This is a genomic window from Pantoea sp. RSPAM1 (genome assembly GCF_038816185.1).
In the GTDB taxonomy this organism is placed as follows: Bacteria; Pseudomonadota; Gammaproteobacteria; order Enterobacterales; family Enterobacteriaceae; genus Pantoea; species Pantoea ananatis.
In genome coordinates this window covers 3,056,396-3,072,404 of the sequence record NZ_CP046137.1, presented here as the reverse complement: position 1 = coordinate 3,072,404, position 16,009 = coordinate 3,056,396, and the positions used below count along the sequence as shown (strand labels likewise).

Annotated in this window: 11 protein-coding genes; 7 read left to right on the top strand and 4 right to left on the bottom strand. The window is 53.8% G+C overall.

The window, feature by feature from the left end:
• Nucleotides 1-49: 49 nt before the first annotated feature.
• The gene (elyC, locus tag GKC68_RS14915; RefSeq protein ID WP_263793259.1) at nucleotides 50-826 is read right to left on the bottom strand and encodes an envelope biogenesis factor ElyC; all 777 of its coding nucleotides are present in this window, start codon (nucleotides 824-826) and stop codon (nucleotides 50-52) included.
• 125 nt (nucleotides 827-951) lie between these two features.
• Between elyC and cmoM the strand changes: the two genes are divergently transcribed.
• From cmoM to GKC68_RS14880, 7 genes are all read left to right on the top strand, one after another.
• Nucleotides 952-1,737: a tRNA uridine 5-oxyacetic acid(34) methyltransferase CmoM gene (gene cmoM / locus GKC68_RS14910; RefSeq protein WP_342656292.1), complete on the top strand. Its 786-nt coding sequence runs from the start codon at nucleotides 952-954 to the stop codon at nucleotides 1,735-1,737.
• Entirely contained in the window at nucleotides 1,734-3,056 is a 1,323-nt protein-coding gene (gene mukF, locus GKC68_RS14905; RefSeq protein ID WP_058706749.1) for a chromosome partition protein MukF, read from the top strand. The genes cmoM and mukF overlap by 4 nt, the downstream gene beginning before the upstream one ends.
• Nucleotides 3,037-3,762, top strand: coding sequence for a chromosome partition protein MukE (mukE, locus tag GKC68_RS14900; protein ID WP_014606188.1), 726 nt, complete (start codon nucleotides 3,037-3,039; stop codon nucleotides 3,760-3,762). Before mukF ends, mukE begins: the two co-directional genes overlap by 20 nt.
• Nucleotides 3,759-8,225, top strand: coding sequence for a chromosome partition protein MukB (gene mukB, locus GKC68_RS14895; protein ID WP_342656291.1), 4,467 nt, complete (start codon nucleotides 3,759-3,761; stop codon nucleotides 8,223-8,225). The genes mukE and mukB overlap by 4 nt, the downstream gene beginning before the upstream one ends.
• Nucleotides 8,226-8,394: 169 nt before the next feature.
• The gene (gene ldtD, locus GKC68_RS14890) at nucleotides 8,395-10,212 is read left to right on the top strand and encodes a L,D-transpeptidase (RefSeq protein WP_221611112.1); all 1,818 of its coding nucleotides are present in this window, start codon (nucleotides 8,395-8,397) and stop codon (nucleotides 10,210-10,212) included.
• A gap of 186 nt (nucleotides 10,213-10,398) precedes the next feature.
• Entirely contained in the window at nucleotides 10,399-10,947 is a 549-nt protein-coding gene (locus GKC68_RS14885) for a YcbK family protein (RefSeq protein WP_013025254.1), read from the top strand.
• A gap of 39 nt (nucleotides 10,948-10,986) precedes the next feature.
• The gene (locus GKC68_RS14880) at nucleotides 10,987-11,616 is read left to right on the top strand and encodes an MBL fold metallo-hydrolase (protein WP_028723691.1); all 630 of its coding nucleotides are present in this window, start codon (nucleotides 10,987-10,989) and stop codon (nucleotides 11,614-11,616) included.
• Nucleotides 11,617-11,657: 41 nt separating this feature from the next.
• Here the strand turns inward: GKC68_RS14880 and GKC68_RS14875 are convergent, their stop codons facing one another.
• From GKC68_RS14875 to asnS, 3 genes are all read right to left on the bottom strand, one after another.
• Nucleotides 11,658-12,848 (bottom strand): amino acid aminotransferase, encoded by a 1,191-nt coding sequence (locus GKC68_RS14875; protein WP_221611111.1) that lies wholly within the window; start codon nucleotides 12,846-12,848, stop codon nucleotides 11,658-11,660.
• 211 nt (nucleotides 12,849-13,059) lie between these two features.
• Nucleotides 13,060-14,229, bottom strand: coding sequence for a porin (locus GKC68_RS14870; protein ID WP_342656290.1), 1,170 nt, complete (start codon nucleotides 14,227-14,229; stop codon nucleotides 13,060-13,062).
• A 300-nt stretch (nucleotides 14,230-14,529) separates the two neighbouring features.
• Nucleotides 14,530-15,930, bottom strand: a complete 1,401-nt coding sequence (asnS, locus tag GKC68_RS14865) for an asparagine--tRNA ligase (RefSeq protein ID WP_206114498.1) — start codon at nucleotides 15,928-15,930, stop codon at nucleotides 14,530-14,532.
• Nucleotides 15,931-16,009 lie beyond the last annotated feature (79 nt).

Here is a 16,009-nt window from a genome sequence, read left to right as displayed (position 1 = left end):
TCACCCAACTTAAGGATACGCGCGGCGTCGTGCGCATCCTTTTAGGCTTTTACGAAGCGGGTGTTTCGGGGGCGGGATTAATGCGTTGCAATACACTGCCAAGCGTTTCATAGATGGCGCGTTCGCTGTGGCTCATCCACAGCGGAGAAGGAAAAGCCCGCTCCCACCAGTTGAGCGGGGAGGTAATTGCCAACTGGTTCGCCGGTGCGGCAATCGGGTTAAGCCCTGCCTGCTGGAAGAAACGCATGGCACGCGGCATATGATTTGCTGATGTGACCAGCAAAAAGGAATGATGCCCAATCACTGCGCTGACCGCCCGCGCTTCCTGCTCAGTATCCTTGGGTTGATCCAGAATATGAATATGAGCGTCAGGCACGCCAAGGCTTTTGGCGACCTGTGCGGCCACCCACGCATTACTTTTGGGATTGTGCCCTGCAGCAGCACCAGTAAAGACCATCGTTGCCTGCGGGTTACGCAGCCACTGACGCACGCCCTCTGTCACGCGAGGCAAACTGTTGTTCAACAAGTTTGAGCTGGGTGCCCAGGCAGGATTGTAGGTATAGCCTCCACCCAGTACCACTATGTAGTCCACTTTCTGGCTACCATTCCATGTCGAATAGTGCGACTCCACCGGCAATAACAGGCGGTCTGCCACAGGCTGTAGGCTTATCAGTAATATCATCAGCCAGCTCACCGAGATGAGTATTTTGCCGCTTTTCTGCCAGCGGCTGAACCAAAGCAGTAAAATGCCTGCCGCCATCAGTAAAAGCAGAAAAGGCAAGGGCAGCAACAGGCTACCGACGGCCTTTTTCAGCATGAAAACCATGTAAAAAACCTCTTGTTGTCCGAAAAAACAGCAGCCAGAGCGCAAGAATGGTATCAAAGCTTCATTCTTACTGTACCTGTGACAAAATAGCATATGTTTCACCGCAGCATACCGGAGCCCACGCCATGCAGGATCGTAACTTTGACGATCTCGCGGATAAATTTTCGCAAAACATTTACGGCACAACCAAAGGCCTGGTGCGTCAGGCCATCTTATGGGATGAGCTGGAAACGATTCTTCCCAGCCTGTCATCCTCCGCGCTGAACGTACTGGATGCGGGCGGCGGCATCGGTCAGATGTCCAGCGGGCTGGCTGGGCGGGGCCACCAGATACTGCTGTGCGATCTTTCCGGAGAGATGTTACGCCGAGCCCAGGAAAATGCGGATGCGCTGGGTGTGAGCCACAACATGCAATTCAAACAAATTAGCGCGCAGCAGGTTGGTGAACATTTGGATAAGCCGGTGGATCTGGTATTGTTTCACGCTGTGCTTGAGTGGGTTGCGGAACCTGAGGCGGTGTTAAAAGCCTTGTTTGATACACTGCGCCCCGGCGGCGTGCTGTCGTTGATGTTTTACAACCTGCATGGGTTAACATTACGCACCCTGACGCTGGGCAACTTGGGTTATCTCCGCACTAACTTGACCAAACGCAAGAAGCGCACGCTGTCACCGGACTATCCCCGCGATCCCGATGACGTGTATCGTTGGCTGCAGAACTGTGGTTTTCAGATTGAACGGCGCGCCGGGATTCGCGTATTCAGCGATTATATGAAGCCGCCTAAAGGCGAGCCAAAGAGCGACGACGAAATTATTGAGATGGAGCGGCGCTTTTGCCGCCAGGAACCCTTTTTAAGCTTAGGGCGTTACATCCACGTGACCGCGCGCAAACCCGGGCAGAAGGACGAATTATGAGTGAATTTTCCCAGACGGTACCGGAGCTGGTATCCTGGGCGCGCAAGAATGACTTCTCGCTTGCGCTGCCAGTTGAACGTCTGGCTTTTTTGCTGGCCATCGCCACGCTAAATGGCGAACGCATGGACGGTGAAATGAGCGAAGGTGACCTGATTGATGCGTTTCGTCACGTCAGTAAAGCCTTTGAGCAAACCAGTGAAACGGTGTTGGCACGCGCCAACAACGCCATCAACGATATGGTGCGCCAGCGCCTGTTAAACCGCTTTACCAGTGAGTTAACCGAGGGCAATGCGATTTATCGGCTGACCCCGTTGGCCATTGGCATCACTGATTACTATATTCGCCAGCGGGAATTCTCCACGCTGCGCCTGTCAATGCAGCTTTCTATCGTGGCGGCGGAGCTGAAGCGCGCCGCGGATGCGGCTCAGGAAAACGGCGATGAATTTCACTGGCACCGCAACGTGTTCGCGCCGCTGAAATATTCGGTGGCCGAAATCTTCGACAGTATCGATATGACGCAGCGCCTGATGGATGAGCAACAGCAGGCGGTTAAGACGGATATTGCCGAATTGCTGAACAAAGACTGGCGAGCCGCGATTTCAAGCTGTGAAATGTTGCTGTCGGAAACCTCAGGTACGCTGCGTGAACTGCAGGATACGCTGGAGGCGGCGGGCGATAAGCTGCAGGAAAATCTGCTGCGCATTCAGGATGCCACGCTGGACAGCCCGGATCTGGGGTTTGTCGACAAACTGGTTTTCGATTTGCAAAGCAAACTCGATCGCATTACCAGTTGGGGGCAGCAGGCCATCGATCTCTGGATTGGCTACGATCGCCACGTGCACAAATTTATTCGTACCGCCATCGATATGGACAAAAACCGCGTTTTCGCCCAGCGTTTGCGTGTTTCTGTGCAGAACTATTTTGATGCGCCCTGGGCGCTCACCTATGCCAACGCCGAACGTCTGTACGATATGCGTGACGATGAACTGACGCTGCGCAATGACGAAGTGATGGGCGAATTGCCGGCCGAGCTGGAGTTTGAAGAATTCAATGAAATTCGCGAGCAGCTGGCGGCCATGATTGAAGAAGCCTTAGAGATTTATAAAACGCAGCAAAAACCGCTCAACCTCGCCGCTGTGATGCGCGACTATCTGGCTCAATATCCACGCGCGCGTCACTTTGACCTGGCGCGTATTGTGGTGGATCAGGCCGTGCGGCTGGGCGTAGCGGAAGCCGATTTAGCCGGCTTGCCTGTGGAATGGCAAGCCATTAATGATTACGGAGCCAAGGTGCAGGCACATGTCATCGACAAATATTGAACAAGTGATGCCGGTTAAACTGGCACAGGCACTGGCAAATCCGATTTTTCCGGCACTGGACAGCCAGTTACGCGCCGGACGCCACATTGGCATCGAAGAGCTGGACAATCACGCTTTTCTGATGGATTACCAGCAGTATCTGGAAGAGTTTTATACGCGCTACAACGTTGAGCTGATTCGTGCGCCAGAGGGATTTTTCTATCTGCGTCCGCGTTCAACCACGCTCATTCCCCGCTCTGTCCTGTCTGAGCTGGACATGATGGTCGGTAAAATCCTTTGTTATCTCTATCTCAGCCCGGAGCGCCTGGCGAATGAAGGCATTTTTACCCAGCAGGAGCTTTATGACGAGCTACTGTCTCTGGCGGATGAAAGTAAACTGCTGAAACTGGTTAATCAGCGCTCAACCGGCTCGGATCTCGATCGCGCCAAGCTGCAGGAAAAAATGCGTGCGTCTTTAAGCCGCCTGCGGCGTCTTGGCATGGTGTGGTTTTTTGGCAACGACAGCAGCAAGTTCCGTATTATTGAGTCCGTTTTTCGCTTCGGCGCCGATGTGCGCAGCGGTGACGATCCGCGGGAAGCACAGCTGCGGCTGATTCGTGACGGTGAGGCAATGTTGCTGGATAACGCCACGGCCACGACTGAGGCTGATGACAGTGATGAGAATGACAGCGATGCGGGTGATATCGCGGAGGAAGAACAGGCATGATTGAACGCGGCAAATTTCGTTCGCTAACGCTGATCAACTGGAACGGTTTTTTTGCCCGAACCTTTGATCTCGATGAACTGGTCACCACGCTGTCGGGCGGTAACGGGGCAGGCAAGTCAACCACCATGGCGGCCTTTGTAACGGCGCTGATCCCTGACTTAACGCTGCTGCACTTCCGTAACACGACCGAAGCGGGCGCGACTTCAGGCTCACGTGATAAAGGCCTGCACGGTAAACTCCGGGCCGGTGTTTGCTATGCCATGCTGGACGTCGTCAATTCACGTCACCAACGCGTGGTGGCGGGCGTCAGACTGCAGCAGATCGCCGGACGTGATAAGAAAGTCGATATCAAACCTTTCAGTATTCATGGTTTACCTACAGATACGCTGCCTACCGATATGCTGACGGAAATCCTCAATAGCCGTCAGGCGCGCGTATTACCGCTTAATGAGGTAAAAGAACGCGTTGAGGCGCTGGAAGGCGTGCAGTTCCGTCAGTACAGCTCGGTCACCGACTATCACGCCATGATGTTTGATCTCGGCGTTGTCCCGCGTCGTCTGCGTTCGGCCAGCGATCGCAGCAAGTTTTATCGCCTGATTGAAGCCTCACTTTACGGCGGTATCTCCAGTGCGATTACCCGCTCGCTACGTGATTATCTGTTGCCGGAAAACAGCGGCGTGCGTAAAGCCTTTCAGGATATGGAAGCGGCGCTGCGTGAGAACCGTATGACGCTGGAAGCGATCCGCGTCACCCAGTCGGATCGTGACCTGTTTAAGCACCTTATTTCTGAGGCCACCAGCTATGTGTCGGCGGATTATATGCGTCATGCCAACGAGCGACGCATCCACCTCGACAGCGCCTTACAGCTGCGCAATGAACTGCTCAGCGGTCGCAAGCAGCTGGCTTCTGAACAGTACCGCCATGTAGAGATGGCGCGTGAGCTGGCCGAACACAGCGGGGCAGAAAACGATCTCGAAGTCGATTATCAGGCGGCGAGCGATCACCTGAATCTGGTGCAGACGGCGATGCGCCAGCAGGAAAAAATTACGCGCTATGACAGCGATATTGACGATCTTACGATCCGTCTGGAAGAGCAGAGCGAAGTCGTTGCTGAAGCGCGCGAAATCCAGGAAGAAAATGAGGCTCGTGCCGAAGCCGCAGAACTGGAAGTGGATGAGCTGAAGAGCCAGTTGGCCGATTTTCAGCAGGCGCTGGACGTGCAGCAGACCCGTGCTATTCAGTATCAACAGGCATTACAGGCGCTGGAACGCGCCCGCACGCTCTGTGAGTTGCCAGACTTAACTATCGATAATGCCGCCGAATGGCAGGCCCGTTTCCAGGCAAAAGAAGAAGAAGCCACCGGGCAACTGCTGAATCTGGAGCAGAAGCTGAGCGTAGCGGAAGCGGCCCACAGCCAGTTTGAACAGGCATTATCACTGGTCACCAGCATTGCCGGTGAGGTTAGCCGCAAAGAAGCCTGGCAGGTCGGGCGCGATCTGCTGCGCGATGCCAGCAATCAACGTCACCATGCCGATCAGCTTTCCTCTCTGCGCCTGCGCCTGAATGAACTTGAACAGCGCCTGCGTGAGCAGCAGGAAGCCGAGCGTCTGCTGGCAGAGTTCTGTAAACGTCAGGGGCAGCACTACGATGCTGACGCGCTGGAAGGCCTTCAGCGTGAGCTTGAAGCGCAAATCGAGCAGCTGAACAGCAGCGTGGCAGATGCGGGCGAACAGCGCATGATGATGCGTCAGGAACTTGAGCAACTGCGCGAACGCATCACCGTGCTGACCGCGCGCGCGCCGCACTGGCTGGCCGCGCAAGAAATCCTGACTCAGCTCAGTGAGCAAACCGGTCAGGACCTGGCTAACAGCCAGGATGTGACGGAATACATGCAGCAGCTGCTGGAGCGCGAGCGTGAAACCACCGTTGAGCGTGACGAAGTCGCAGCCCGCAAGCGTGAAATTGAGCAGCAGATTGAACGCCTCAGCCAACCGGGCGGTGCCGAAGATCCTCGGCTGAATCAGCTGGCTGAGCGATTTGGCGGCGTACTGTTGTCGGAAATTTATGATGACGTAACGCTGGACGATGCGCCTTACTTCTCTGCCTTGTACGGCCCATCGCGCCACGCCATTGTCGTACCCGATCTGTCGCTGGTGCGCGAGCAACTCGATGGTTTAGAAGAGTGTCCGGAAGATCTGTACCTGATCGAAGGAGATCCGCAGTCGTTTGATGACAGCGTGTTTAGCGTAGACGAGCTACAGAACGCCGTCGTGGTAAAAGTTGCCGAGCGTCAGTGGCGCTATTCCCGCTTCCCGAAAATCCCGCTGTTTGGTCGGGCGGCGCGCGAAAACCAGCTTGAATTACTCAATAACGAGCGCGACCGGCTGGCGGAACGTTACGCCACCTTGTCGTTTGACGTGCAGAAGACGCAACGTCTGCATCAGTCATTTAGTCGCTTTATCGGCAGCCATCTTGCGGTAGCCTTTGATGATGACCCGGAAGCGCAAATCCGTCAGCTCGGCGCCCGTCGCGGTGAGCTGGAACGTGCGCTTAATCAGCATGAAAGTAATAATCAGCAACAGCGTCAGCAGTATGAACTGGCCAAAGAGGGCGTTGCACAGCTTAACCGCCTGCTGCCGCGCATCAGTCTGCTGCGGGATGAGACGCTGGCGGATCGCTGTGAGGAGATTCGCGAGCAGGTTGAAGAGGCACAGGAGGCCGCGCGTTTCCTCCATTTACATGGCGCAAAACTGGCCAGACTGGAGCCGATGCTTGCGGTACTGCAAAGCGATCCTGAACAGCATGAGCAGTTGCAGGCGGATTACCAGCAGGCCCAGCAACAGCAACGTAACGCGCGTCAGCAGGCGTTTGCCCTGACCGAAGTGGTGCAGCGTCGTGCGCATTTCGGCTATGACGACTCTGCCAGCATGCTGGGCGGCAACAACGATCTCAGCGACAAACTGCGTCAAAGGCTGGAGCAGGCAGAAGCCGAGCGCAGCCGCTGTCGTGAGCGTTTGCGCGCCCATCAGTCGCAGCTGACGCAATATTCTCAGGTGCTGGCATCGCTTAAAAGCGCCTATGATGCCAAGCGCGATATGCTGAAAGAGCTGCAGCAGGAAATGCAGGATATCGGTGTTCAGGCCGATGCCAGCGCGGAAGAACGCGCGCGTATCCGCCGCGATGAACTTTATACGGCGTTAAGTCACAACCGCGCCCGCCGTAATCAGCTGGAGAAACAGCTCACTTTCTGCGAAGCAGAAATGGACAACCTGCAGAAAAAACTGCGCCAGCTTGAACGTCACTATCACCAGAACCGCGAACAGGTGGTGAGTGCTAAGGCGGGCTGGTGCCTGGTGCTGCGTCTGGTGAAAGATAACGGTGTTGAACGTCGTCTGTATCGTCGTGAACTGGCTTATCTCAGCGGCGATGAACTGCGTTCCATGTCGGATAAGGCACTGGGCGCACTGCGCCTGGCGGTGGCCGATAACGAACATCTGCGCGATGTGCTGCGTTTGTCTGAAGATCCGAAACGCCCGGAACGTAAGATTCAGTTTTTCATCGCCGTGTATCAACATCTGCGCGAACGTATCCGCCAGGATATCATCCGCACGGACGATCCGGTTGAAGCCATCGAGCAGATGGAGATTGAACTCAATCGACTAACGGAAGAGCTGACGGCCCGTGAGCAGACCCTGGCTATCAGTTCACGCAGCGTCGCGAATATTATTCGTAAAACGATTCAGCGTGAACAGAACCGTATCCGCCAGCTGAATCAGGGGCTGCAAACCGTGAGCTTTGGTCAGGTGCGCAGCGTCCGGTTGAACGTCAACGTGCGCGAAACACATGCCATGCTGCTGGACACTTTGTCTGAAGAGCACGAACAGCATCAGGATCTGTTTAACAGCAATCGACTCACGTTCTCGGAAGCGCTGGCTAAACTTTACCAGCGCCTGAATCCGCATATTGATATGGGGCAGCGTACACCACAAACCATCGGTGAAGAGCTACTGGATTACCGTAACTATCTTGAGATGGAAGTCGAGGTCAACCGGGGTTCAGATGGCTGGTTGCGTGCCGAAAGTGGCGCGCTTTCCACCGGTGAGGCCATTGGTACGGGGATGTCAATTCTGGTCATGGTGGTGCAGAGCTGGGAAGAGGAATCACGTCGCCTGCGCGGTAAAGATATTTCGCCTTGCCGTTTGCTGTTCCTGGATGAAGCCGCACGTCTGGATGCGCGCTCAATCGCGACGCTGTTTGAACTCTGTGAGCGACTGGAGATGCAGCTGGTGATTGCGGCACCGGAAAATATCAGTCCGGAGAAGGGCACCACCTATAAACTCATGCGTAAAGTGTTCAACAACACCGAGCATGTTCACGTGGTGGGATTACGGGGATTTGCCGCCGATCCCCTGCCGGCAAAGCGCAGCAGCGAAGCCGATCCGGCGAGCGAAACAACGACATAATATTCCAGCGGCAGTGATAGTCAAAAACAGCGCCATTAGTTAATCTGGTAACGGCATTTGTCACAGGAGGCAAATGCCGTTTTTATTTGTATACTCAGTCATATGGGTAACAGCCCGATCGCAGTTGTTTCCTGACAGGCTGCGCGGTAGATCAATGAAGGGGGCAGGGATGTTACTGTATAAACGCTTCAAAATTCATCAGGTTAGTTCGTGGCTGACGCTTGCGCTTACGCTCATTCCCTGTGCAATGGCTCAGGCTGCGATCATCGCCGCGATGCCTGGTACGCACGCGGCGTACGCCACCACATCCGTCAGTGAGAGTCAGCAGAAGATTCGCCAGGCTTTTTCAGGCGACAGCCAGCCTTTTTACGGTGCTTCTCTGGCCGCGCTCTATGCTGCGCGAAACATGCAGCCGATCTGGCAGGATCATGACGTCGTACAGAAATTTCAGCAGCAACTGGCGGAGGTTGCCCTCTCCGGCGTACAGCCGCAGTTTACCCGCTGGGTTGATCGCCTGACCGATCCTGATATCACAGGCTTTGCCCGTGATGTCACATTGTCTGATGCGATGCTGGGCTATCTGCAGTTTGTCTCCTCGGTGCCTGCCCAGGGAGAAACCTGGCTCTACAGCACCACGCCCTACAAGCTGGCTGTGCCTTCTGTATCCGTGATCAATGCCTGGCAAAATGCCGTGAATGCAGGCACTTCGGCGGCGTTTGTTAATTCCCTGGTGCCGCAGCATCCGCAGTATCCACTCATGCATAAGGCCCTGAAAAGCCTGCTTGAAGATAAACAACCCTGGCCACAAATTAAAAATCGCGACACGTTACGACCTGGACAGGTCAGTGACGATGTGCCGGCGTTGCGGGAAATTCTTCGCCGCAGCGGCATGCTGAGTGCACAGGTAACCGCACCCGCGCCCAATGAGGATGCCGTTCCCACCGCACCCGTTGCCGTCAGCCACAGCGAGCAGCCTGTCGCCGTCAGCCCTTCGGCAGTCACGGTTAACGATATACCTGCTGCGGCACCTGGTGTTCAGGGTAACGTCCAGAATGCTCCCGCTGCGCCCGGCGGTGTGAATGTTTATAACGATGAGCTGGTCGCGGCGGTAAAACGCTTTCAACAGTGGCAGGGGCTGGACGCCGATGGGGCGATTGGCCTGCGTACACGGGAATGGCTGAATGTCTCTCCTCAACAGCGTGCGGCCTTGCTGGCGCTGAATATCCAGCGGTTGCGTTTGCTGCCGGATGATATGCACAACGGCATTATGGTGAACATTCCCAACTATTCGCTGAATTATTACAACAACGGCACTAAAGTGCTGTCCTCCCGGGTCATCGTGGGACGCCCCGATCGTAAAACGCCGTTGATGCGAAGCGCTCTGAATAATGTGGTGTTGAATCCGCCCTGGAATGTGCCGACCACTCTGGTGCGTCAGGATATTATTCCTAAGGTGAAACAGGACCCAACCTATCTGTATAAACATGGATATACGCTGCTGTCTGGCTGGAGCGCCGATTCCGAAGTCATCGATCCCAGCATGATTGACTGGAGCATGGTGTCAGCCTCATCTTTCCCTTACCGCATACGTCAGGCACCGGGGCAAACCAACTCACTCGGTCGCTATAAGTTTAATATGCCGAGCTCGGATGCGATTTATCTGCATGACACGCCGAACCACAATCTGTTTCAGCGCGATATTCGTGCGCTCAGCTCGGGCTGCGTGCGCGTGAATAAAGCTTCGGAACTGGCCGGTATTCTGTTGCAGGATGTCGGCTGGAATGACGCGCGTATCTCTGACACGCTCAAGCAGGGCGACACGCGCTATGTACCCATTCGCCATCGCATCCCGGTTAACTTGTACTATTTAACGGCCTGGGTTGCGGATGATGGCAAAACGCAGTTCCGTACAGATATTTACAATTATGATAATACGGCGCGTTCGGCGAGCCAGGTCTTAAGCCGTGCGCAGCAGTTATTGCTCTAATAGTTGATTTTCAATCGTTAATCGTACGGTATGTCCGATATTCACTCCTGTCATTCAGGCGGCTTTATCTGGAGCCGCCTTCCAAACTTGCCCATAATGGGTTGACGTGCTACCGCCATAAAGTTATGGTTCGCCAGTACGTTTTTTGCACATGTCTTTGTGCTCTGCTTTCAGGTAAACCGCTCCATGTCTACAATCGATTCTTTACGTCGCAAACTGCTGCTTTGCGGAAGTGCCGCTGCCGGCCTGGCTTTACTGCCAGAGACCGCGATGGCTTCACTCTCCACTTCACGCCCGCGGATATTAACGCTCAATAATCTTCACACTGGTGAAACCCTTAAAACAGAATTCTTTAACGGTAAAAGTTACGACAAAAGCGAATTATCACGTCTGAACCACTTTTTCCGTGATTACCGCGCGAATAAAACCAAAAGTATCGATCCCCACTTATTTGACCAGCTCTATCGCCTTCAGGCGCTGTTGGAAACGCGCAAACCCGTCCAGCTCGTCTCCGGCTATCGCTCACTGGCGACGAACAATATGCTGCGGGAATCCGGACCCGGTGTGGCAAAACACAGTTATCACACTAAAGGCCAGGCGATGGATTTCCACATTGAAGGCGTGACGCTGGCGAATGTTCGCAAAGCCGCATTAAAAATGCGTGCCGGTGGTGTAGGATATTATCCCAGCAGCAACTTTGTACATATTGATACCGGTCCCGTCAGGCACTGGTAGTAACGTCGGCAACGCTGCGGATGCCGACCATGGAGCGTTATGAATTATCACATTATCCCCGTCACCGCCTTCGCCCAGAACTGTTCGGTTATCTGGTGCGAAACCACGCGTGAATCGGCGCTGGTGGACCCGGGTGGCGATGCCGATACCATCAGGCAAACGCTGGCGCAGCTTGATTTAAGGCCTGCACAGATTCTGCTTACGCATGGTCACCTCGATCACGTTGGGGCAGCGGCAGAACTGGCTGCATTCTGGCAGGTGCCGCTGGTTGGCCCGCAAAAGCAGGATGCTTTCTGGCTGGAATCCTTGCCTACTCAAAGCCAAATGTTTGGGCTGGAATATTGTGCCCCGTTGACGCCGGATCGCTGGCTGGAGGAGGGGGATACCGTTCAGGTTGGTCAGGTCACGCTTGAGGTGCTGCACTGTCCGGGACATACGCCGGGGCACATTGTATTTTTTGATGCCAAAGGTCGCTTACTGATTTCGGGTGATGTGATTTTTAGCGGTGGTGTAGGGCGCACTGATTTCCCGCAGGGCAATCATCAGCATCTCATCGATGCGATAAATAATAAGCTGCTGCCGCTAGGCGACGATGTCACGTTTTTACCCGGTCACGGGCCTGTCTCAACGCTGGGGCGTGAACGTCTGACCAATCCTTTCCTGCAATAAAAAATGGGCCAGAGTGGCCCATTTTTTTATATGCGATGCGCTTAGAGCACGGCGACAATCGCCTCGCACAGTGCAGACATATTATCAGGCGTCATCCCGGCCACGTTTACGCGGCCTGAATTAACGGCATAAACCCCAAACTCCTCGCGCAGGCGAATGACCTGATCTTTGGTCAGTCCGCTGAACGAGAACATGCCATTCTGCTTAATGATAAAGCTGAAGTCCTGCTGCGCGCCTTTATCCTCAAGGGTGTTCACAAACAGTTGGCGCATGCGCTGGATACGCTGACGCATATCAGACAGCTCTTGCTGCCAGATAGTGCGGAGCGCATCGTTGCCCAGAATCGTGGCCACCACGGCCGCACCGTGTGACGGCGGGTTAGAATAGTTGGCGCGGATGGTGTATTTCACCTGGCTGAATGCAGTGTCGGCCGTCGCGGCATCGCCAGCAACCAGCGTAATCGCACCCACACGTTCGTTATACAGGCCGAAGTTCTTGGAATAAGAACTGGCCACAATCAGTTCCTGATGGCTGGCCGCAAAAATGCGCAGACCTTCAGCATCCTCTTCCAGACCACGGGCAAAGCCCTGGTAGGCAAAGTCAAACAGAGGCAGCCAGCCGTTAGCCAGAGAGAGCTGTGCCAGCTGTTGCCACTGCTCTGCAGTAGGATCGATACCGGTCGGGTTATGGCAGCAGCCATGGAACAGCACTACATCACCGGCTTTCACCTCTTTCAGTGAGGCCAGCATGCCGTCAAAATCCAGGGTATGGTTTGCTGCGTCATAGTACTGGTATTCGCATACCTCAAGCCCGGCGGCATTAAACACGTTTTTGTGATTCGGCCAGCTCGGGTTGCTCACCCACACGCGCTTAACGGCGGTCTGCGTAGACAGGAAGTCCGCGGCGACGCGCAGTGCGCCTGTACCGCCCGGTGTCTGTGCCGTACGGGCTCTGCCCGCCGCGATCAGGGCATTGCCTTGACCAAATAACAATTCCTGCGTGCAGTGCGCGAAATCTGGCAGACCGTCAATGCTCAGGTAATTTTTGCTGGTTTCGTGTTCAAGCAGGTACTGCTCTGCTTTCTTAACGCTGGTGAGCACCGGGGTTTTGCCGGTTTCATCTTTGTAAACGCCAATACCGAGATTAATTTTATTGGGGCGGTCGTCGGCACGAAAGAGATCGGCCAGGCCAAGAATGGGGTCAGCGGGTGCAGCAGAGATCGATTCAAACATGAGTCGGGTCCAGTAGCGTGAACTTTAGCAAATGAACCATCAGGTTAACGTCAGCACGGCGAAATGCCAACCGTTTGCGATAAAATTCATCGTCTGTGCGACAGAATTACCCGTTTTAATGTTGTTTGGGAGATATAACCGGGGAGTGGGTGAGAAAACGGCAATAAAAAACGGAGCCAGAGCTCCGTTTTTTGTACTGCAGTAACAAAACTTAGAACTGGTAAACCAGACCAACACCAACTACGTCATCATTAGGAATGCCGAGTGGGTTGTTTTTGTCCAGCTGGTTGATTTTGTAATCAACGTAGGTGGCCATGTTTTTGTTGAAGTAGTAGGTTGCGCCCACATCGAAGTATTTGTACAGGTCAGCATCGCCGATATTTTCGATGTCTTTGGCTTTAGACTGAACGTAGGCCAGTGATGGACGAAGACCGAAGTCGAACTGATATTGTGCCACCAGTTCAATGATCTGAGCTTTATTGGCATAACCGCTTAAAGAAGCGTTGGTAAATGTCTGGCCGTTAACATTGAAGGTGCCTGTTGTTGAGCGTGAGATTGGTGCAGCATTACGCATTTCACCATACATCGCTGCCAAATAGATGTTGTTCGCATCATATTTCAGAGCAGTTGCCCAGCTCTCAGCACGTTTGCCAGCGCCTTCACCCGTTGTGCTTGTAGCGGTGGTGGTGCTGCCGGAGTTACTAAATGTGGTCTGTGCACCTGCCGCCTGTGCATTGGTACGGTCGCTGCTGCTATAAGCACCTACGATACCTACGCCAATTGGAGAGGTGTAAGAGGTTGATACACCCCAGCCGTCACCGTTTGCACGGCGGGTATCAGTACGGTCATTTTTGCCCTGATACTGAACAGCAAAGTTCCAGCCATCCACCAGACCAAAGAAGTTGGTGTTGCGGTAGGTCAGCAGACCGGTGCTACGACCGTTCATGAAGTTATCGGAGTTACCTGAGTCACCACCGAATACAGGCAGCATATCGGTCCAGCCGATTGCATCGTAAACCACACCGTAGTTACGGCCGTAGTCGATTGAGCCTGCATCACCGAACTTCAGACCAGCAAAGCCCAGACGGGTTTTGTTGTCAGTTTGCGCATCAGAACCTTCAGAGTTGTTCGCCTGAATGTTGTATTCCCACTGACCGTAACCGGTCATCTGGTCATTAATCTGGGTTTCACCTTTGAAACCGAAGCGAACATAAGTCTGATCGCCATCGTCGCCAGCGTTATCAGAAAAAGTATGACGTGCATCCACTTTACCGTACAGGTCCAGCTTGTTGCCGTCTTTGTTATAAACTTCTGCTGCGTTGGCTGCGCCGGCGGCGAGCAGAGCAGGGATAACCACTGCCAGAATGTTGCGCTTCATCATTATTTATTACCCTCATTGGAGTTATTTGGACACCTGCCACTGCTGTCAAGAAAACTTTACGCGAACCTTGAAAGAAGTTTGGTGTCTCCTGTGTCTGCACGCATCTTTCCATCCCCCATCGGGTAATTCTACTGCGAAAATGCTACAAAAGTCGTAATCTTGTTTCAAATATAAAAAATGTATTACAAGATGTAAAAATAACGGAACTTTGTGAGTCATATCAAAATTTACAAAAATAAAAAAAGGCCGGCGATGCCGACCTCTATATATATATGAATTTCTTATATTTAATGCTGAAAATCAGAAGCTCGCGTTGCGTGGCGTCCGTGGGAAGGGGATAACATCTCTTACATTTTGTACGCCGGTGACATAGGCGATTAAACGTTCGAAACCTAATCCAAACCCTGAATGTGGCACGGTGCCATAGCGACGCAGATCGCGATACCACCAGTAATCTTCTTTTTTCAGCCCCATCTCTTCCAGACGCGCATCCAGCACATCCAGACGTTCCTCACGCTGAGAACCGCCAATAATTTCACCAATACCCGGCGCTAACACATCCATCGCGGCCACGGTTTTCCCGTCGTCGTTAAGGCGCATGTAGAACGCCTTAATGTCCTTGGGATAGTTTTTCACTACCACAGGCGCTTTGAAATGCTTCTCGGCAAGATAACGTTCGTGTTCGGAGGACAGATCGATGCCCCATGACACAGGGTTTTCAAAGGTCTGCCCGCAGTTCATCAGGATATCGACGGCATCGGTATAATTGACCTGGGCGAAATCGGTGGTAACAAAACGCTCCAGGCGATTAATCGCATCGTTGTCTACGCGCTCGGCAAAAAATGCCATATCGTCTGCACGCTCATCCAGCACCGCTTTGAAGACATACTTGAGCATGGCTTCCGCCAGGGCTGCTGCATCGTCTAATGAGGCGAACGCAATCTCGGGTTCCAGCATCCAGAACTCTGCCAGATGGCGGCTGGTATTGGAGTTTTCCGCACGGAACGTGGGGCCGAAGGTGTAGATTTTCGACAGGGCGCTGGCGTAGGTTTCACCGTTCAACTGACCTGAAACCGTCAGGAAGGCCTCTTTCCCAAAGAAATCCTCCGAATAGTCGACTTTGCCCTTATCGTTGCGCGGCAGGTTTTCCATGTCCAGCGTCGAAACGCGGAACATCTCACCAGCCCCTTCGGTGTCAGAGGCGGTGATCAGGGGCGTGGAAACCCAAAAGTAGCCGTTCTCATGGAAGAAGCGGTGCAGCGCCTGGGCCAGGGTATGACGAACGCGCGCCACGGCGCCAATCAGGTTGGTACGCGGACGCAGGTGGGCCACCTCACGCAGGTATTCGATACTGTGGCGTTTTGCCGCCATTGGATAGCTGTCGGGATCTTCTACCCAGCCCACGACCTCCAGCTTTGTCGCCTGAATTTCGAATGCCTGACCCTGACCCGGAGAGGCAACGACCTTACCGGTGACGATGACGGAACAGCCGGTGGTCAGGTGCAGCACTTCGTCCTGATAATTATTCAGAGAATTATTGACGACAGCCTGAACGGGATTAAAGCAGGAGCCGTCATAGACAGCGATAAAGGAAAGACCGGCTTTTGAATCTCTTCGGGTACGCACCCAACCACGTACGGTGACTTCACTGTCAACCGCGACGCGACCGTGCAGTACATCCGCTACAGGCACTACGCTCATAAATATCTCTCTATATAGAAGAAGTGTGTGAATGAATTCCCCAGACTGGGGTGTAGCTATGTTACTTGTGAGTCAACAG

Bases quoted from the DNA above. Each gene is read 5' to 3' on its own strand.
- elyC (WP_263793259.1), bottom strand. From the start codon at position 826: ATGGTTTTCATGCTGAAAAAGGCCGTCGGTAGCCTGTTGCTGCCCTTG.
- cmoM (WP_342656292.1), top strand. From the start codon at position 952: ATGCAGGATCGTAACTTTGACGATCTCGCGGATAAATTTTCGCAAAAC.
- mukF (WP_058706749.1), top strand. From the start codon at position 1,734: ATGAGTGAATTTTCCCAGACGGTACCGGAGCTGGTATCCTGGGCGCGC.
- mukE (WP_014606188.1), top strand. From the start codon at position 3,037: ATGTCATCGACAAATATTGAACAAGTGATGCCGGTTAAACTGGCACAG.
- mukB (WP_342656291.1), top strand. From the start codon at position 3,759: ATGATTGAACGCGGCAAATTTCGTTCGCTAACGCTGATCAACTGGAAC.
- ldtD (WP_221611112.1), top strand. From the start codon at position 8,395: ATGTTACTGTATAAACGCTTCAAAATTCATCAGGTTAGTTCGTGGCTG.
- GKC68_RS14885 (WP_013025254.1), top strand. From the start codon at position 10,399: ATGTCTACAATCGATTCTTTACGTCGCAAACTGCTGCTTTGCGGAAGT.
- GKC68_RS14880 (WP_028723691.1), top strand. From the start codon at position 10,987: ATGAATTATCACATTATCCCCGTCACCGCCTTCGCCCAGAACTGTTCG.
- GKC68_RS14875 (WP_221611111.1), bottom strand. From the start codon at position 12,848: ATGTTTGAATCGATCTCTGCTGCACCCGCTGACCCCATTCTTGGCCTG.
- GKC68_RS14870 (WP_342656290.1), bottom strand. From the start codon at position 14,229: ATGATGAAGCGCAACATTCTGGCAGTGGTTATCCCTGCTCTGCTCGCC.
- asnS (WP_206114498.1), bottom strand. From the start codon at position 15,930: ATGAGCGTAGTGCCTGTAGCGGATGTACTGCACGGTCGCGTCGCGGTT.